We start from the raw sequence: 17,281 nt of genomic DNA, 5'->3' as shown, positions 1-17,281 counted from the left end.
GACACTCAACAGGTCGTGACTGGCACCGTGATGGAAACAGCGTGATGAACTGGACTTGGTTTCACAAACTCGGCTCGCCCAAATGGTTTTATGCCATCAGTGGGCGGTTGTTGCCGTGGTTAAGCATTGCTGCCGTGTTGCTGATCAGTTGCGGGGTAGTCTGGGGGCTGGCGTTTGCACCGCCGGACTACCAACAAGGCAACAGCTTCCGAATTATTTACATCCATGTTCCCGCGGCCATGCTGGCGCAGTCCTGCTACGTGATGCTGGCCGTGTGCGGGGTGGTGGGGTTGGTCTGGAAGATGAAAATTGCTGACATCGCCCTGCAAAGCGCTGCGCCCATTGGCGCCTGGATGACGGCTGTGGCACTGATCACCGGGGCGATCTGGGGCAAGCCGACCTGGGGGGCGTGGTGGGTCTGGGACGCCCGTCTGACCTCGATGCTGATTTTGCTGTTTCTGTATTTCGGCCTGATTGCCCTGGGCAACGCCATCAGCAATCGTGACAGCGCCGCCAAGGCCTGTGCGGTGTTGGCTATTGTCGGCGTCATCAACATCCCGATCATCAAATACTCCGTGGAATGGTGGAACACCCTGCATCAGGGCGCCACGTTTACCCTGACCGAAAAGCCCGCGATGCCGGTGGACATGTGGCTGCCCTTGCTGCTGACCGTTGTCGGCTTTTATTGCTTCTTTGGTGTCGTGCTGCTGTTGCGCATGCGCCTTGAGGTGCTCAAGCGCGAAGCCCGCAGCAGTTGGGCAAAGGCTGAGGTGTTAAAAGCGCTGGAGGGCACGCGATGAGCTTTGATTCTTTGGGCGACTTTTTGGCCATGGGCCATCATGCGCTGTATGTCTGGTCGGCCTATGGCATTTGCCTGGCGGTACTGGGGTTGAACGTGGCGCTGCCCTTGCTGGCGCGCCGTCGGTATCTGCAACAAGAGGCGCGTCGTCTGCGCCGGGAGAACGCGAAGTGAACCCGCTGCGCAAGAAACGTCTGATCATCATTCTCGCCGTTCTGGTCGGCGTCGGGGCGGCTGTTGCGCTGGCGTTGAGTGCCTTGCAGCAGAACATCAACCTGTTCTACACCCCGACTCAAATTGCCAGTGGCGAAGCGCCACTGGATACGCGAATTCGCGCGGGCGGCATGGTTGAAGCCGGGTCGCTGAAGCGCTCCGGGGATTCGCTGGATGTCGAGTTCGTGGTCACTGATTTCAACAAGTCGGTGACCATTCAGTATCGCGGCATCCTGCCAGACCTGTTTCGTGAAGGGCAGGGCATCGTCGCGTTAGGCAAGCTTAATGCTCAGGGCGTGGTGGTGGCCGACGAAGTGCTGGCCAAGCATGACGAAAAATACATGCCGCCCGAAGTCACCAAGGCACTCAATGAAAGTGGCCAGTCGGCACCTGTCCCGGCCCAAGAGGTTAAGTGATGACGTTTGGATTGATCGTTCCTGAGTTGGGCCAACTGGCCATGATTCTGGCCCTGTGCTTCGCCATCGTGCAGGCCACTGTGCCGCTATTGGGCGCCTGGCGCGGCGACAAGTTATGGATGAGCCTGGCGCAACCAGCGGCCTGGGGCCAATTCGCCTTCTTGCTGTTTGCGTTCGGTTGCCTGACCTACGCGTTCATGACGGATGATTTTTCGGTCAGGTATGTCGCCAGCAACTCCAACAGCGCGCTGCCCTGGTACTACAAATTCAGCGCCGTGTGGGGCGCTCATGAAGGCTCGCTGCTGTTGTGGGCGATGATTCTGGGCGGCTGGACCTTTGCCGTGTCGATCTTTTCGCGACAATTGCCGCAGGTGATGCTGGCGCGGGTGCTGGCGATCATGGGCATGATCAGCATCGGCTTTTTGCTGTTTTTGATCGTCACTTCAAATCCTTTTGCGCGCCTGTTGCCGCAAATTCCTGCCAATGGCAATGACCTTAACCCGCTCTTGCAGGACATTGGCCTGATCGTTCACCCGCCCATGCTGTACATGGGCTATGTCGGATTCTCGGTGGCCTTTGCCTTTGCCATCGCAGCCTTGTTGGGGGGGCGACTGGATGCTGCATGGGCACGCTGGTCGCGCCCCTGGACCATCGTCGCCTGGGCCTTTCTCGGCATCGGCATCACCTTGGGTTCGTGGTGGGCTTACTACGAGTTGGGCTGGGGCGGCTGGTGGTTCTGGGACCCGGTCGAAAACGCCTCCTTCATGCCATGGCTGGTGGGCACTGCGCTGATTCACTCGCTGGCGGTGACGGAAAAACGCGGTGTGTTCAAAAGCTGGACGGTGTTACTGGCCATCGCTGCGTTTTCGCTCAGTTTGCTCGGCACGTTTCTGGTGCGGTCGGGTGTGCTGACGTCGGTGCATGCCTTCGCCTCCGATCCTGAGCGCGGCGTGTTTATTCTGATCTTCCTGCTGTTTGTGGTTGGCGGCTCACTGACCCTGTTTGCTGTGCGTGCGCCTGTGGTTAAAAGTCATGTCAGCTTCAAGCTGTGGTCGCGCGAGACCTTGCTGCTGGGCAACAACCTGATTCTGGTAGTGGCCGCGTCAATGATTTTGCTGGGCACTTTGTACCCGTTGATTCTGGATGCCATCAGTGGCGCCAAAATGTCGGTCGGCCCACCGTACTTCAATGCGCTGTTTGTCCCGTTGATGGCCCTGTTGATGGTGGTCATGGCGGTGGGTGTGCTGGTGCGCTGGAAAGACACCCCAGTCAAATGGCTGCTGGGCATGCTGACCCCGGTGTTGCTCGGCAGCGCGGCGCTGGCGGTGATTGCGGGTGTGGCGTGGGGTGATTTCAACTGGGCGGTGTTAGCCACCTTTATGCTGGCGGCCTGGGTGCTGTTGGCCGGGGTGCGCGACATTGGCGAGAAAACCCGCCACAAAGGCTTGATCAAAGGGCTGCGCAGCCTGACCCGCAGTTACTGGGGGATGCAGATTGCTCACCTGGGCATCGCGGTCTGCGCGCTGGGCGTGGTGTTGTCGAGCCAGAACAGTGCCGAGCGTGATTTGCGTCTGGCACCGGGCGAGTCGATGGAGCTGGGCGGTTATCACTTTATTTTCGAAGGCGCACGCCACTTCGAAGGGCCGAACTTTACCTCGGACAAAGGCACGGTGCGGGTGATCCGCAATGGCAAGGAAGTCAGCGTGCTGCACCCGGAGAAGCGCTTGTACACGGTACAGAACTCAATGATGACCGAAGCCGGGATCGACGCAGGTTTTACCCGTGACCTCTATGTGGCGTTGGGTGAGCCTTTGGGTGATGGCGCGTGGGCGGTGCGGGTGCATGTGAAACCCTTTGTCCGCTGGATCTGGTTCGGCGGTTTGCTGACGGGCTTTGGCGGGTTGTTGGCTGCAATGGACCGTCGTTATCGGGTCAAAGTGAAAAGCCGTGTGCGTGATGCGCTGGGCATGACGGGAGCCACTGTATGAAACGCTGGTTGATGCTGATCCCGCTGGCCGTGTTTTTAGGCATGGCGTGGTTTCTGTACAAAGGTTTGTATCTGGACCCCACTGAGTTGCCGTCGGCGATGATCGACAAGCCGTTCCCTGCGTTCAGCCTGCCGTCTGTTGAGGGCGACAACACCCTGACTGAAGCCGACCTCAAGGGCAAACCGGCACTGGTCAACGTCTGGGCCACCTGGTGCATCTCGTGCCGGGTCGAGCACCCGGTGCTGACCAAGCTGGCCGAGCAGGGCGTGGTGATTTATGGCGTGAACTACAAAGACGTCAATGCCGATGCGAAGAAGTGGCTCAAAGACTTCCATAACCCCTATCAACTCGACATCAACGATGCTGACGGCTCGTTAGGCTTGAACCTTGGGGTGTACGGCGCCCCTGAAACCTTTCTGATCGACAGCAAAGGCGTGATTCGTCACAAATTTGTCGGTGTGATTGACGAAACGGTCTGGCGCGAACAACTGGCCAGCCGTTATCAGGCACTGGTTGACGAGGCCCGGCCATGAAGCGCTGGTTAGCGGCTGTTGCGTTGGGCCTGACACTGACCGGCGCGGCCCATGCGGCCATCGACACCTATGAGTTTGCCAATGATGCCGAGCGAGCGCGTTTTCGTGAATTGACACAGGAGCTGCGCTGCCCCAAGTGCCAGAATCAGGACATTGCCGACTCCAATGCGCCGATTGCCACCGACTTGCGTCGCGAGATCTACCGCATGCTCGGTGAGGGCAAAAGTAATCAGCAGATCATCGACTTTATGGTCGATCGCTATGGTGACTTTGTACGCTACAAACCGGCCCTGACCGGCAAAACCTCCGTGCTGTGGTTTGGTCCTCTGGCTTTGCTGGTCGGCGGAGTGGTGCTGATCGGCGTGATAGTCGGGCGCCGTCGACGAGTTCTGCAGGCCGAAGGCGCGGGCTCCCTTTCTTCCGAGGAGCGTCAGCGCCTCGCCGCTTTGCTGGATAAAAACCAAGATGATTGAATTCTGGCTCGCAGCCGGTTTGCTGCTACTGATCGCCCTCAGTTTTTTATTGATCCCGGTGTTGCGCGGGCGCCGTGCCCAGCGTGAGGAAGACCGTACCGCGCTGAATGTGGCGCTGTATCAGGAACGCCTGGCTGAGTTGCAGGCCCAGTTCGAAGACGGCGTGTTGAACCCGCAGCAGTTTGAAGACGGCCGTGCAGAAGCGGCTCGCGAACTGTTGGCTGACACCGAAGGTGTGGGGCCGGCGCGGGTTTCAAGTTTGGGCAAAGCGTTACCCTTGTTGGCTGCGGTTATGGTCCCGGTGCTGGGGCTGGGCTTGTACCTGCATTTTGGCGCCAGCGACAAGGTTGAGCTGACGGCAGAATTTTCCCAGCCGCCGCAGTCCCTTGAAGACATGGTGTCGCGCCTTGAGCGTGCGGCAGCCGCGCAGCCTGAATCGGCTGAAGGCTGGTACTTTCTGGGACGCGCCTACATGGCCCAAAACCGCCCGGCCGATGCTGCCCGGGTGTTTGAACGCAGCGCCGCGCTGGCCGGGCGTCAGCCTCAATTGTTAGGCCAATGGGCGCAGGCGCAGTACTTTGCCGACAACAAGCAATGGAGCGAGAAAACACAGGCGCTGACTGATGAAGCCTTGAGAGCCGATCCCAAAGAAGTCACCAGTCTGGGGTTGCTCGGCATAGCAGCCTTTGAAGACAAGCGCTTTGCAGAGGCGATCGGTTACTGGCAGCGCTTGATGAATGAACTGCCCGAAGGCGATCAGGCACGTGCCGCCTTGCAAGGCGGCATCGAAAAGGCTCGTGAGCAACTGCTGGCCAGTGGCGCAAAAATAGAGACAGCGCCACAGGCCAAGTCGCTGGCCTCAATCAAAGTCAGTGTGGATCTTGCGGATGCGGCCAAAGCGACCGTGTTGCCGGGGGACAGCGTGTTTATTTTCGCCCGTGCAGTATCGGGCCCACCGGCGCCTTTGGCGGTGAAGCGCGTCACCGTAGCGGATTTGCCCATTACCGTGGAGCTGGGGGATGTGGACGCCATGATGCCGCAATTGAAACTGTCCAACTTTCCTGAAGTCATACTGATGGCCCGCGTCTCACGCGCCGGTCAGCCGACGGCGGGCGAGTGGGTAGGGCGCAGCCAGCCAATGGCCAGCAGCACCCGGGAGTTGCAGCAGTTGACGATTGATAGCCCGGATAAGCAATAACCATTGCTGAGCGCGTAGGACGCCCAACCTCGTAGCAGCTGTCGAGTAGTGCGAGGCTGCGTTCGACGATGCAATCGTCGCAAGCTCAATGAGCAGGGTGTTTGAGCCATCACATACCCGCTCATTGTGATACGCCTGACTCACCGGATTGAATGGTTTTACGGCGGCTATGCCGCCGATCGCAGCCTCGCGGAGCTCGTCAGCTGCTACAGGTTTTTGCATGCCTTGGTCAGCGGCTACCTAAATAATTGTCTGAATAATGTTTAAACAAGAGAAATTGTCATGAATCCACTTGCACGCATCACCTTGCTCAGCCTGGCGTTAGGCTTGAGCGCCTGTGCGGTTCATCAGCCTTACGAGCCGACTCAACCGTCCACGCCTGCGCCGCCGCCCTCGACACAGCCATCCGGCAAACCGCTGCCGGACATGCCCATCCCGAAACCGCCCAAGCCGCTGCCGCGCACTTCGGCCACCTTCGCGCCGCCGCCGGGTGGTCCGAGCCATTGGGATGCCCGGCTTGGGGTGTATGTGCTGGATGACCAAACCAACGTCTTCTATCGTCAGCGCGCGTATTACCGCTGGAACAACGGCTGGAGCCGCGCCGTCCGCCCCAATGGGCCGTGGGAAGAAACCGACATCAGTGGTGTACCGCCGGGGTTGAGCCGGCAGTTCAAGTAATGCTCTGAGCCATCACTCAGCTGCGAGGGGTGCTTCCAGGGAGGGTCAGGCTTGATTGGCGCGTGACTCATGACGTTGTTGAGCTGTAATAACTGACAGTTCAGCCACAGGCTTTAGCCTGTTAGGCTCAAGCGTGACGCAGCGGTCTGCTTTCGCATGTCCCGTTGTAGCGCGCTCGGCTTCGTTCTGTCCTGCCCCTTCAAGAGGAGAGATGGCAATGCCTTACCACTCCATAGAGAAACATGAGCAGCCGGGTCGCAGGGCTGCCGCCCCCTCACAACGACCTTATTTGTGGGGGGCTGTTCCGTTAGTCAATAATCTTGGGCTGTATGCGTACCGCAGTGCCAGTGGCTTGAATTACGACAAGTCGGTCACTCTGGATTATCAAAAATTCACCATCAAGCAGTTTGAATTGCACAGCCCGTCGGCCTCCAAAGAACTGATCATCCAGGCTCACGGAGCCTTGCGTTCACCGGTTCATAAAGTCTGGAATTCGAGTCATGTACTGAATTTTTACACGCCACAAGAGACTGATTTAATAGCTCGGCCCAATGATTTTTTCAGGTTTCAGGCGCGAAAAATAACCGTGCCTCCTGTGGAGGTCATCGAAGTGGGGGAAGAGTCCAGGGATTACAACCTGGGATACTCTGATGCGTTTGAAAGCGGTGTTTCTTCATTTTTTCATCAAAGTCAGGCGTTGAATCCAAAGCCGCCCATCGAGTCACTGGCAGACCTCGACGCGCTGAATTTTCACGATGTCTTGACGATCAAATCAGGGAAATCTGTGACGCTGTCGGAGGTGCTGAAGCAGTTACCTGGCTATAGCAAAGTGCATTGTTTTTTCTGTCGCAGCCGCCATTCGGGCAAAAGGGAATATGCGCCATTTTCAGAGGTTCAAAAGCGTGAGTAATGACGACGCCATGACCGTCGTTATTTTTTCTTCACGGCGCGCTTGGTGGTTGTTTTCGTAGCCGTACTCCTGCGTTTTTTCTTCCACGCAGGTGCCACGCCCGCCGGGCTTGCCGGGCTTTTGATGCTCATGGTCATGGCGCTGCACCGCTCGATATGTTTGCTCATCCACGCGGCCTGTTTAGCCACGAAGATGTCGAGGGTCATTTCGCCGCTTTGCACCATATCCAGTGCCTGCTCCCAGATAGCGGTGGTGCCGGGGTCGGCGATGGCCCGGGGCACGGCATCAATCAGGCTGAATGCGGCTGGCGTGGCAGCCAGGGCCTTGCCGTTTTTGCTTAAGTAACCCCGATCAAGCAAACCCTGAATAATCCCGGCACGGGTCGCTTCGGTACCAATGCCGGTGGTGTCTTTGAGTTTTTGCTTGAGCAGTGGGTCTTGCACCAGCTTGGCGACGTTTTTCATCGCTTTGATCAGGTCACCTTCGGTGAACGGTTTGGGCGGCTGGGTCCACAGGTCTTTGAGCTGAACGTTGGCAACAGTGCAGTCCAACCCTTCGTGCAAGCGTGGCAACGGTTGTGGGGCCGGGGCTTCGCGGCCTTTGGCCGGGGCCAGGGCTTCGGGCAGGGCGCGCTTCCAGCCGAGCTCGACGATTTGCTTGCCAACGGCGCGCAGGGCTTGGCCCGCGCAATCAAAGTCAGCCTGGGTTCGGTCGTATTCGTGGTTGGGCAGAAATTGCGCCAGGTAGCGGGCGCGAATCAAGGTATAGACCGCACGGTGTTTGCCGCTCAGGCGCTCAAGGTTCTTTGCTGCAGCCGTTGGAATGATGCCGTGGTGAGCGCTGACTTTGGCGTCGTTCCAGGCCCGAGAACGGCGCTGAGGGTCAAGGTGCCCGGCCAGCGGCGCCAGCGCCGAATCGGCGTGAGCCAAGGCGGCAAGGATTGCGGGCGCTTCACCGTGCTGGCTTTGCGGCAAGTAACCGCAATCACTGCGCGGGTAGGTGACGAGCTTGTAGGTTTCGTACAGCGCTTGAGCGATGTCGAGGGTTTCCTGGGCGCCGAGACCGAGCTTTTTCGAGCAGATCTCTTGCAAGGTGCCCAGGTCGAAGGGCAGTGGGGCCACTTCCCGCATGCGCTCGGTGCGCAGTTTAACCACCCGGGCACTGTTGGCGTCTTGCATGGCCGTCGCCGCCTGCTGCGCGTGGGCCTGATTGAGGCAGCGGTCTTGATCGTCGCAGGTGTCGGGGTCTGCGCGCCATTGGGCGGTGAACAGGTGGCTGTCGTGGTTGAGCTGTACGTCGATGGCCCAGAAGGCGACGGGCACGAAGTCGCTGATACTGCGATCGCGGTCGACCACCAGCCGCAGTGTCGGCGTTTGTACTCGGCCCACCGGCAGAACGCCTTGATAACCCGCCTGACGCCCCAGCAGGGTAAACAGGCGGCTCATGTTCATGCCGATCAGCCAGTCAGCCCGGGAGCGGCCCAAAGCCGAGTGGTAGAGGTTGAAGGTTTCGGCGCCGGGTTTGAGTGCGGCCAATGCTTTGCGAATGGAGGCGTCGTCCAGTGCGGACAACCACAGGCGCTGAATGGGCCCGCGATAACGGCAATGCTCGACCAGTTCACGGGCGATCATTTCACCTTCACGGTCGGCGTCGGTGGCGATTACCAGTTCGCTGGCTTCGTCGAGCAAGCGCTTGACGGCCTTGAACTGGCTCGCGGTCTTGGGCTTGACGCGCATTTTCCATTTGGCGGGGATGATCGGCAGATCAGCCAGCACCCAGCGCTTGTAGCGCTCGTCGTAGGCGTCCGGCGGGGCTGTTTCAAGAAGATGGCCTATACACCACGTGACTGTGGCATTGGCCCCCACCCAGCAGCCATCACCGCGTCGGCTGGCGCCGAGCACGGCTGCAATGTCTTTGGCCTGGGAGGGTTTTTCACACAAAAACAGCCGCATCGGTCCGCTCATTCATCATGCTGTACACAAGGTGCACAGCATGGGCAGAGAATAGACAAAGGGCAACCGTTTTAACTGTGTTTTTATACAGGTGTGCGGGTTTTTGGATTATTGCCCGTTGTAAATCTGATCGAACACGCCGCCATCGTTGAAGTATTTCTTCTGCACGTCGCGCCAGTCACCGAAGGTTTTCTCTACCGACAGGAAGTCGACTTTCGGGAAGCGATCGTTATATTTCGCCAGCACTGCCGGGTCTCGTGGACGCAGGTAGTTGTTCGCGGCAATTTCCTGACCTTCTGGCGACCACAGGTATTTCAGGTACGCCTCTGCCACTTCACGTGTGCCCTTTTTGTCGACCACTTTGTCGACCACGGTCACCGGCGGCTCGGCTTCAGCCGAAACGCTTGGGTAGATCACTTCGAACTGATCACGACCGAACTCACGGGCGATCATTTCCGCTTCGTTCTCAAAGGTCACCAGTACATCGCCAATCTGGTTAGTCATAAAGGTGGTGGTGGCAGCACGGCCGCCGGTATCCAGCACTGGTGCCTGTTTGAACAGTTTGGCCACGAAGTCTTTGGCCTTGGTCTCGTCGCCACCGTTTTTAAGCACATAGCCCCACGCCGAGAGGAAGGTGTAGCGGCCATTTCCCGATGTTTTCGGGTTTGGGACGATCACTTGCACGCCATCCTTGAGCAGGTCGGGCCAGTCGTTCAATCCTTTAGGGTTGCCTTTGCGCACGATAAACACGGTGGCCGAGGTGAACGGTGCGCTGTTGTTCGGCAGGCGGGTGACCCAGTTATCTGGCACCAGTTTGCCGTTATCGGCCAGGGCATTGATGTCGGTGGCCATGTTCATGGTAATCACGTCGGCCGGCAGGCCGTCGATCACCGAACGTGCTTGTTTGCTGGAACCGCCAAAGGACATCTGGATGTTTTGTTTGTCGCCTTTGTGTTCGGCTTCCCAGTGCTTCTGGAAGGCGGGGTTGTAGTCTTTATAGAAGTCGCGCATGACGTCGTAGGACACGTTCAGCAAAGGTGGCTGTGCAGCATGGGCAACTGCACCCAGAGCCAGGCCAGCGGCCAGAATGGAGGCGGTAAAGAGTTTTTTCACTGCGTAGTCCTTGTTATAGGGAGCAATAGGGGCACTTTGCCAGCGACTATAGCGGCTGGCGCATAGTCCTTAAAAGATTAAAAAGCACTTTGGTTATACGTTTTTAGTAAATAACGCATTACCGCAGCGCGAGCAAAAGGAAGCCGAGGATTCGTGGCGGTTCTTCTTGCAGGTGGGGCAATCGTGTTCGAGTTTCTCGCCGCGCATGGCGTTGCTCAACTCGGCCGTGAAAATCCCGGTGGGTACGGCGATGATCGAATAGCCGGTGATCATCACCATGGCCGAGATGATTTGCCCGATGACGGTTTTGGGCACGATATCGCCGTATCCCACGGTGGTCAGGGTCACGATGGCCCAATAGATGCTCACCGGGATGCTGGTGAAGCCATGTTCCGGGCCTTCGACTACATACATCAACGTACCAAACACCGTGACCAGGGTGCAGACGCTGACCAGAAATACGACGATTTTCTGTTTGCTGCCGCGCAAGGCCGAGAGCAGGTAATTGGCCTGGCTCAAATAGGGCACCAGCTTGAGCACCCTGAAGATGCGCAGCATACGGATGATGCGAATAATCAGCAGGTACTGCGCGTCGCTGTAATAGATCGCCAGAATCCCCGGCAAGATGGCCAGCAGGTCCACCAACCCATAGAAGCTGAAGGCATAGCGCAAGGGTTTGGGCGAGCAGTACAGGCGCAGGCCATACTCCACCGCAAAGACAAAGGTGAAGCCCCATTCGATATAGGCCAGCGCATGGGCGTAGTTGCGGTGAATGCTGTCGATACTGTCGAGTACGACGATCACCAGGCTGCACAGGATGATCAGTAACAGTGTCTTGTCGAAGCGGCGTCCGGCCGCGGTGTCGGTTTGAAACACCATCACGTAGAGGCGTTGGCGCCAATCTTGATTGTTCATGCAGGTTGCTCTAATCCCCAATCCCAGCAGAGTCAGGGATTAGCGCTCAATGCGCAACCCGGATTGCTTGTTCGAGGGGACAAACAGGCGCAGGCAGGCGAGCACCAGCCAGCATCCCAGCACAAAAGGGGCGGTCAGCAGAGGCAGGCCAAGGGCGATCAGTGCCGGTGTTATCAGCAGACTGGCGATAATGCCCAGCAGCGGCAGCCAGATGCGTCGTGACTGTTGGCTCAGGGCCAGCGCAGCCAGCGCCGGGTTGTAACCGGCCAGGCCACTCAAGGCGGTTTGTGTGTCGTGTTGCCAGAGCGCGCACAGCAACCCGGCCAATGAGCCGGTCAGTGCCCATACGGCGGCTCGCCAGTTACTCAGCCACAGGCCGAGCACAATCAACACCCCGGCCAACGGGTGATCCAACAGCATGACTTGAGCGATACCGCTGAACAGGGCGTGAGCCAGCGTCAGGCCGGTCATCAGCTGTTCTTGGGAAACCCCTGAAGCTGGCGCGCTGTCGAGGTAGAGCAGCCCCCAGCCGATACCGATAAAAGGCGCGGTGTAGGGGGTGTTCGCGTGCTTGAGCCAGTGATGAATCAGGATGCTGCTGATGCCGGCACTGGCGATGATCAGCAGGGGCAGCAGGGCCGACCATTCAAAGTGATAGCTCAGTAACAGCCCCAACAATATGCCGTTGTAACTGTAGAGGCCGGCCTGTCGTTGCGCTTTGGGGTAGTCGCGGCGCTGCGCGGTGAGTAGCCCGGCAACACCGCCCAACAGCGCGCCACCCAGCAGCGAGGGGGCGCAAGTCACAATTGCCAGCAAGCACAACACGCCGCACAACGGCTGGCGTTGCAGGAAAATTTGGGCAAACCCCGCGCACAGGGCGGTGGCCCAGTCAGGGCAGTGTTGACCGAGGGAAGGGGAGTTCATGGTGGCTACTCTGGGGACGCGTGCGGGCAGGGGACGAACACCGCGCAAAGGGCCGCTTCGCAGCCCATCGCAGTCTTCGTGCCTCGTCAGCGGCTACAGGTTGTGCGGGTGTTACTCGTCGCGAATCGAGAAGTTGGCCATGTGTTCCAGGCCTTTGATCAGCGCCGAGTGATCCCAGTTGCTGCCGCCCAGCGCCGCGCAGGTGCTGAAGACTTGTTGCGCGTTCGCCGTGTTGGGCAGGTTGATCCCCAGTTCGCGTGCGCCAGCCAGTGCCAGGTTGAGGTCCTTCTGGTGCAGGCTGATGCGGAAACCCGGATCAAAGGTGCCTTTGATCATGCGTTCGCCATGCACTTCGAGAATTTTGGAGGAAGCAAAGCCACCCATTAAGGCTTCACGAACTTTGGCCGGATCAGCCCCGTTTTTTGCCGCGAAGACCAAGGCCTCAGCCACCGCCTGAATGTTCAGGGCGACGATGATTTGATTGGCCACTTTTGCGGTTTGGCCGTCGCCATTGCCGCCGACCAGGGTGATGTTCTTGCCCATGCTTTGCAGCAGAGGCAAGGCGCGTTCGAAGGTTTTTTCGTCGCCGCCGACCATGATGCTCAGGGTGCCAGCCTTGGCGCCTACTTCACCACCCGATACCGGTGCGTCGAGGTATTGAGCGTTTTTAGCGTTGATTTTTTCAGCAAAGGCTTTGGTGGCGGTAGGTGAGATCGAACTCATGTCGATCACTACTTTGTTCGGGCTCAAGCCCGCGGCGATACCGTCCTCACGGAACAATACATCTTCGACCTGCGGGGTATCAGGCACCATGACGATGATGAACTCGGCTTCCTGAGCCACTTCTTTGGGGCTGGCCAGCGCCACGGCGCCTGCGGCCAGCAGATCGGTGGGGGCGGCGCCGTGATGGGTCGACAGGAACAGGCTGTGCCCGGCCTTTTGCAGGTTGCTGGCCATAGGTGAACCCATGATCCCGGTGCCGATAAATCCGATTTTAGCCATGACAAGTCCTCTTGTTTTTATTGAGTGTTGGCGCGCCGTTAAACCGCGTTATGGGTTTTGAGCCAGCCAAGGCCCGCTTCAGTACTGGTCAGCGGTTTATATTCACAGCCCACCCAGCCCTGATAGCCAATGCGATCGAGGTGGTCGAACAGGAAGCGGTAGTTGATTTCACCCGTGCCCGGTTCGTGACGGCCAGGGTTGTCGGCCAGTTGGATATGGTTGATTTGCGCCAGGTGGGTTTGCATCGTGCGGGCCAGATCACCTTCCATGATTTGCATGTGATAGATGTCGTATTGCAGGAACAGGTTGGCGCTGCCGACCTTGTCCTGTATCGCCAGCGCCTGACGGGTGTTGTTCAGGTAGAAGCCGGGAATGTCGAGGGTATTGATGGCTTCCATGACCAACTTGATGCCCACGGCCTGCAACTTGTCGGCGGCGTATTTGAGGTTGGCGACGAAAGTGTTTTCGACGGTAGCGTCGTCCACACCTTGTGGCCGAATGCCCGCCAGGCAGTTGATTTGCTCATTGCCCAGAACTTGGGCGTAGGCGATGGCCAGATCGACCCCGGCACGGAATTCTTCAACCCGATCCGGGTGGCAGGCAATCCCGCGCTCGCCTTTGGCCCAGTCTCCGGCCGGCAGGTTGAACAGCACTTGGGTCAGTTTATTGGCTTCCAGCTGCGCCTTGATCTCGGCAGAGCTGTAGTCGTAAGGGAACAGGTATTCGACGCCGTGGAAACCGGCGTTGGCAGCCGCTTGAAAACGGACAAGGAAATCCTGTTCGGTGAACAGCATGGACAGGTTGGCGGCAAAACGCGGCATGGTGAACTCCTGCTTTGTCCCTCTCCCGCCGGGAGAGGGTGGGTATGGGCGATTGATTAATCCAGCATCGAAATGGCGGTGGGTGCATCGTTACCCACCAGCGCCAGGTCTTCAAACTCATTAACGGCGTTAATTTCAGTGCCCATCGAAATATTGGTCACGCGTTCCAGAATGATTTCGACCACCACCGGCACGCGGAACTCTTTGATCAGCGCCTGAGCCTGGCGCAATGCAGGCTGGATCTGCCCCGGCTCGAATACGCGCAGTGCCTTACAGCCCAAGCCCTGGGCAACGGCCACGTGGTCGACACCATAGCCATTCAGTTCCGGTGCGTTGAGGTTGTCGAAAGACAATTGCACGCAGTAATCCATTTCAAAACCGCGCTGTGCCTGACGGATCAAACCCAGGTAGGAGTTGTTCACCACGACGTGGATGTAGGGCAGGTTGAATTGCGCACCTACGGCCAGTTCTTCGATCATGAACTGAAAGTCATAGTCCCCCGAAAGGGCCACGACATTGCGCTCCGGGTCGGCCTTGACCACCCCCAGCGCGGCCGGGATGGTCCAGCCCAGCGGGCCGGCCTGACCACAGTTGATCCAGTGGCGCGGTTTGTAGACGTGCAGGAATTGCGCACCGGCAATCTGCGACAAACCGATGGTGCTGACGTAGCACGTGTCTTTGCCGAACACCTGATTCATTTCTTCATACACGCGCTGCGGTTTGACCGGCACGTTGTCGAAGTGAGTCTTGCGGTGCAGGGTCGCCTTGCGTTGCTGGCAGTCTTGCAGCCAGGCGCTGCGGTTTTTCAATTTGCCAGCGGCTTTCCATTCACGAGCAACTTGCAGGAACATATCAAGGGCAGCGCCCGCGTCGGACACAATGCCCAGATCGGGGGTGAACACCCGGCCAATTTGGGTTGGCTCAATGTCGACATGGATAAACGTGCGGCCTTCGGTGTACACCTCCACCGAACCAGTGTGACGGTTGGCCCAGCGGTTGCCGATGCCCAGCACCACGTCGGACTTGAGCAGGGTAGCGTTGCCGTAACGGTGCGAGGTTTGCAGGCCGACCATGCCGACCATCAGCGGGTGATCATCGGGGATCGTGCCCCAGCCCATCAGAGTCGGGATCACCGGGATGCCGGTCAGCTCGGCAAACTCCACCAGCCGTTCACTGGCATCTGCATTGATCACGCCACCGCCGCTGACCAGTAGCGGCCGTTCGGCCTGATCAAGCATGGCCAGGGCTTTTTCCACTTGCACGCGAGTCGCACTGGGTTTAGCCAGGGGCAGGGGCTCGTAGGCGTCGATATCGAATTCGATTTCTGCCATTTGCACATCAAAGGGCAGGTCGATGAGTACCGGGCCGGGGCGTCCGGAACGCATTTCATAAAAGGCTTTCTGGAAGGCATACGGCACCTGGCCTGGCTCCAGCACGGTGGTTGCCCACTTGGTGACCGGTTTTACGATGCTGGTGATGTCGACCGCCTGAAAATCTTCTTTGTGCATCCGTGCCCGTGGTGCCTGGCCGGTGATGCACAAAATCGGGATCGAGTCGGCCGAGGCACTGTAAAGACCGGTCACCATGTCTGTGCCGGCCGGGCCGGAGGTGCCGATGCACACACCAATGTTACCGGCCTTGGTACGGGTGTAGCCCTCGGCCATGTGCGAGGCGCCTTCCACGTGGCGAGCAAGGACGTGATCGATACCGCCCACCTTTTGCAGGGCTGAGTACAGCGGGTTAATGGCGGCGCCGGGGATACCGAATGCGGTATTGACACCTTCGCGACGCATCACCAAAACGGCGGCTTCGATTGCTCTCATTTTGCTCATTGCTTTGTGCCTCTTACGTTTTGTAATTGTATACAAGTGGCTGTGTGGCGAGTGTATTCATCCTCGCGGCAAGAGGTCAATGAGTTTTATTGAAGACTTGAATGAACGCTTGAAGGCCCTGTATTTCAAGGTTTGGTGCGTTTATAAGCTTTTTGAATGTTAAAAATTGTATACAAAGCACATTATTATTGTGTTCTATTGGCTGTATTGATGGCCTGCCAGCAGGCGCCTAAAGGCTTTCCAATAACACCATAAGGACGGCAACCATGAGTGCTTTAACCTTGAAAGTCGCTTTAAACCTGACCGCGCAGGCACTGAGCGCAGCACGTCAGATAAACGCTGCGCCATTGACCGTTGCGGTGCTCGACAGCAGCGGGTATTTGTTGGCGTTGCAGCGCGAGGATGGTGCCAGTCTGTTGCGACCCAGTATTGCGATTGGCAAGGCGTGGGGTGCCATTGCGTTGGGCAAGGGGTCGCGTTTGCTGGCACTGGATGCGCAGCAACGACCGTCTTTTTACGCGGCACTCAATGGCATGGGGCGCGGCGATATTGTGCCGGTGCCGGGCGGGGTGTTGATCCTCGATGAGGCCGGTAATGTGTTGGGTGCGGTGGGCATTAGCGGCGATACGTCGGACATTGACGAACAGTGCGCAATCAGCGCGGTTGAAGCCCAAGGCTTGCGCGCCGATGCGGGTGTAGTGGCTTAGCACCGCAACCCGTAGCAGCTGCCGCAGGCTGCGTTCGGCTGCGTAGCAGTCGTAAACCAGAACCTGCGGTGTGCCTGATACGCCCTGAACGCTGATTTTACGACCGCTTCGCGGCCGATCGCAGCCTGCGGCAGCTGCTACGGAGCGTGGGAGGCTTTTAGTCCGGCGCACAGCCTTTGAGCACGAGGCGGATGATCGTTTGTGTTGCCGCTTCGTAATCGCTGTCGTCGAGTTTGGCCTTGCCGGTGATGGCGGAGATTTGCCAGTCGAAGTCGGCATAGGTCTGCGTCGCCGCCCAGATGCTGAACATCAGGTGATGGGGGTCTATCGGGGCGATCTGGCCGCGATCGATCCAGGTCTGGATGCATTCGATGTTGTGTTTGGCCTGGGCGTTGAGCAACTCCACTTGGGTTTCGCTCAGGTGCGGTGCGCCGTGCATGATTTCGCTGGCGAACACTTTTGAGGCAAACGGCAGGTCGCGGGAAATCATGATTTTTGAGCGAATGTAGTTGCTCAGCACTTCATTGGGCTCGCCGTCGGCATTGAACGGCGTCGACACGCGCAGTATCGGCTCGATAATGCTTTCAAGCACTTCGCGGTAGAGGTTTTCCTTGGACTTGAAGTAGTAATAAACATTGGGCTTGGGTACACCGGCCTTGGCGGCGATGTCGCTGGTTTTGCTCGCGGCGAAACCCTTGTCAGCGAACTCTTCGCTGGCGGCTCGCAAAATCAGGTGCTTATTACGTTCACGGATGCTGCTCATAAAACGGGACTTTCCTTGCCGGCTCGGGCGGTCGGGCATGGTAG

General features: G+C 58.3%; 18 protein-coding genes. 10 read left to right on the top strand and 8 right to left on the bottom strand.

Features of this window, described 5'->3' with window-relative positions; translation table 11 throughout:
- Positions 1–41 precede the first annotated feature (41 nt).
- The 9 genes from FJD38_RS01120 to FJD38_RS01080 all read left to right on the top strand — a co-directional run bounded on the left by FJD38_RS01120 (position 42) and on the right by FJD38_RS01080 (position 7,208).
- Complete coding sequence (locus FJD38_RS01120) at positions 42–800, top strand: heme ABC transporter permease (protein WP_199750973.1); 759 nt, start codon at positions 42–44, stop codon at positions 798–800.
- Positions 797–973, top strand: coding sequence for a heme exporter protein CcmD (gene ccmD / locus FJD38_RS01115; protein ID WP_122782993.1), 177 nt, complete (start codon positions 797–799; stop codon positions 971–973). Before FJD38_RS01120 ends, ccmD begins: the two co-directional genes overlap by 4 nt.
- On the top strand, positions 970–1,428 hold the full coding sequence (ccmE, locus tag FJD38_RS01110; protein WP_122782992.1) for a cytochrome c maturation protein CcmE: 459 nt from the start codon (positions 970–972) through the stop codon (positions 1,426–1,428). The genes ccmD and ccmE overlap by 4 nt, the downstream gene beginning before the upstream one ends.
- A 14-nt stretch (positions 1,429–1,442) precedes the next feature.
- Positions 1,443–3,416: a heme lyase CcmF/NrfE family subunit gene (locus FJD38_RS01105; protein ID WP_167654240.1), complete on the top strand. Its 1,974-nt coding sequence runs from the start codon at positions 1,443–1,445 to the stop codon at positions 3,414–3,416.
- Complete coding sequence (locus tag FJD38_RS01100; protein ID WP_122782990.1) at positions 3,413–3,949, top strand: DsbE family thiol:disulfide interchange protein; 537 nt, start codon at positions 3,413–3,415, stop codon at positions 3,947–3,949. The genes FJD38_RS01105 and FJD38_RS01100 overlap by 4 nt, the downstream gene beginning before the upstream one ends.
- Positions 3,946–4,422: a cytochrome c-type biogenesis protein gene (locus FJD38_RS01095; protein WP_122782989.1), complete on the top strand. Its 477-nt coding sequence runs from the start codon at positions 3,946–3,948 to the stop codon at positions 4,420–4,422. Before FJD38_RS01100 ends, FJD38_RS01095 begins: the two co-directional genes overlap by 4 nt.
- Positions 4,415–5,620, top strand: coding sequence for a c-type cytochrome biogenesis protein CcmI (gene ccmI, locus FJD38_RS01090; protein ID WP_146383695.1), 1,206 nt, complete (start codon positions 4,415–4,417; stop codon positions 5,618–5,620). Before FJD38_RS01095 ends, ccmI begins: the two co-directional genes overlap by 8 nt.
- Before the next feature lie 282 nt (positions 5,621–5,902).
- Positions 5,903–6,298 carry a hypothetical protein gene (locus tag FJD38_RS01085; protein WP_146383694.1) on the top strand — a complete coding sequence of 132 codons (396 nt, stop codon included), beginning with the start codon at positions 5,903–5,905 and terminating at the stop codon, positions 6,296–6,298.
- Positions 6,299–6,515: 217 nt separating this feature from the next.
- Entirely contained in the window at positions 6,516–7,208 is a 693-nt protein-coding gene (locus FJD38_RS01080; RefSeq protein WP_146383693.1) for a putative adhesin, read from the top strand.
- Positions 7,209–7,228: 20 nt separating this feature from the next.
- Here the strand turns inward: FJD38_RS01080 and FJD38_RS01075 are convergent, their stop codons facing one another.
- From FJD38_RS01075 to gcl, 7 genes are all read right to left on the bottom strand, one after another.
- On the bottom strand, positions 7,229–9,160 hold the full coding sequence (locus FJD38_RS01075; RefSeq protein WP_146383692.1) for a DNA topoisomerase III: 1,932 nt from the start codon (positions 9,158–9,160) through the stop codon (positions 7,229–7,231).
- Positions 9,161–9,268: 108 nt separating this feature from the next.
- Positions 9,269–10,273, bottom strand: a complete 1,005-nt coding sequence (locus FJD38_RS01070; RefSeq protein WP_146383691.1) for a sulfate ABC transporter substrate-binding protein — start codon at positions 10,271–10,273, stop codon at positions 9,269–9,271.
- A 93-nt stretch (positions 10,274–10,366) separates the two neighbouring features.
- Entirely contained in the window at positions 10,367–11,188 is an 822-nt protein-coding gene (locus tag FJD38_RS01065; protein WP_122782983.1) for an ion transporter, read from the bottom strand.
- A gap of 39 nt (positions 11,189–11,227) precedes the next feature.
- On the bottom strand, positions 11,228–12,112 hold the full coding sequence (locus FJD38_RS01060) for an urea transporter (protein ID WP_146383690.1): 885 nt from the start codon (positions 12,110–12,112) through the stop codon (positions 11,228–11,230).
- A gap of 111 nt (positions 12,113–12,223) precedes the next feature.
- The gene (locus FJD38_RS01055) at positions 12,224–13,114 is read right to left on the bottom strand and encodes a 2-hydroxy-3-oxopropionate reductase (RefSeq protein WP_146383689.1); all 891 of its coding nucleotides are present in this window, start codon (positions 13,112–13,114) and stop codon (positions 12,224–12,226) included.
- Between the two features lie 38 nt (positions 13,115–13,152).
- On the bottom strand, positions 13,153–13,935 hold the full coding sequence (hyi, locus tag FJD38_RS01050) for a hydroxypyruvate isomerase (protein WP_146383688.1): 783 nt from the start codon (positions 13,933–13,935) through the stop codon (positions 13,153–13,155).
- A gap of 56 nt (positions 13,936–13,991) precedes the next feature.
- Positions 13,992–15,767, bottom strand: a complete 1,776-nt coding sequence (gene gcl, locus FJD38_RS01045; RefSeq protein WP_122782979.1) for a glyoxylate carboligase — start codon at positions 15,765–15,767, stop codon at positions 13,992–13,994.
- A gap of 266 nt (positions 15,768–16,033) precedes the next feature.
- Here gcl and FJD38_RS01040 point away from each other — a divergent pair, with 266 nt between their 5' ends.
- Complete coding sequence (locus tag FJD38_RS01040) at positions 16,034–16,474, top strand: GlcG/HbpS family heme-binding protein (protein ID WP_146383687.1); 441 nt, start codon at positions 16,034–16,036, stop codon at positions 16,472–16,474.
- Positions 16,475–16,631: 157 nt separating this feature from the next.
- On the opposite strand, the gene FJD38_RS01035 is transcribed toward FJD38_RS01040, so the two are convergent.
- A complete protein-coding gene (locus FJD38_RS01035; protein ID WP_122782977.1) occupies positions 16,632–17,237 on the bottom strand; it encodes a TetR/AcrR family transcriptional regulator in 606 nt (201 codons plus the stop codon).
- Between the last annotated feature and the right edge of the window lie 44 nt (positions 17,238–17,281).

This window comes from Pseudomonas saxonica, assembly GCF_007858365.1.
In the GTDB taxonomy this organism is placed as follows: domain Bacteria; phylum Pseudomonadota; class Gammaproteobacteria; order Pseudomonadales; family Pseudomonadaceae; genus Aquipseudomonas; species Aquipseudomonas saxonica.
Note: the sequence above shows the minus strand (reverse complement) of the source record. Positions and strands in the feature narration are given on the sequence as shown.

Bases quoted from the DNA above. Each gene is read 5' to 3' on its own strand.
- ccmD (WP_122782993.1), top strand. From the start codon at position 797: ATGAGCTTTGATTCTTTGGGCGACTTTTTGGCCATGGGCCATCATGCG.
- FJD38_RS01100 (WP_122782990.1), top strand. From the start codon at position 3,413: ATGAAACGCTGGTTGATGCTGATCCCGCTGGCCGTGTTTTTAGGCATG.
- FJD38_RS01095 (WP_122782989.1), top strand. From the start codon at position 3,946: ATGAAGCGCTGGTTAGCGGCTGTTGCGTTGGGCCTGACACTGACCGGC.
- ccmI (WP_146383695.1), top strand. From the start codon at position 4,415: ATGATTGAATTCTGGCTCGCAGCCGGTTTGCTGCTACTGATCGCCCTC.
- FJD38_RS01085 (WP_146383694.1), top strand. From the start codon at position 5,903: ATGAATCCACTTGCACGCATCACCTTGCTCAGCCTGGCGTTAGGCTTG.
- FJD38_RS01080 (WP_146383693.1), top strand. From the start codon at position 6,516: ATGCCTTACCACTCCATAGAGAAACATGAGCAGCCGGGTCGCAGGGCT.
- FJD38_RS01075 (WP_146383692.1), bottom strand. From the start codon at position 9,160: ATGCGGCTGTTTTTGTGTGAAAAACCCTCCCAGGCCAAAGACATTGCA.
- FJD38_RS01065 (WP_122782983.1), bottom strand. From the start codon at position 11,188: ATGAACAATCAAGATTGGCGCCAACGCCTCTACGTGATGGTGTTTCAA.
- FJD38_RS01060 (WP_146383690.1), bottom strand. From the start codon at position 12,112: ATGAACTCCCCTTCCCTCGGTCAACACTGCCCTGACTGGGCCACCGCC.
- FJD38_RS01055 (WP_146383689.1), bottom strand. From the start codon at position 13,114: ATGGCTAAAATCGGATTTATCGGCACCGGGATCATGGGTTCACCTATG.
- hyi (WP_146383688.1), bottom strand. From the start codon at position 13,935: ATGCCGCGTTTTGCCGCCAACCTGTCCATGCTGTTCACCGAACAGGAT.
- gcl (WP_122782979.1), bottom strand. From the start codon at position 15,767: ATGAGCAAAATGAGAGCAATCGAAGCCGCCGTTTTGGTGATGCGTCGC.
- FJD38_RS01040 (WP_146383687.1), top strand. From the start codon at position 16,034: ATGAGTGCTTTAACCTTGAAAGTCGCTTTAAACCTGACCGCGCAGGCA.
- FJD38_RS01035 (WP_122782977.1), bottom strand. From the start codon at position 17,237: ATGAGCAGCATCCGTGAACGTAATAAGCACCTGATTTTGCGAGCCGCC.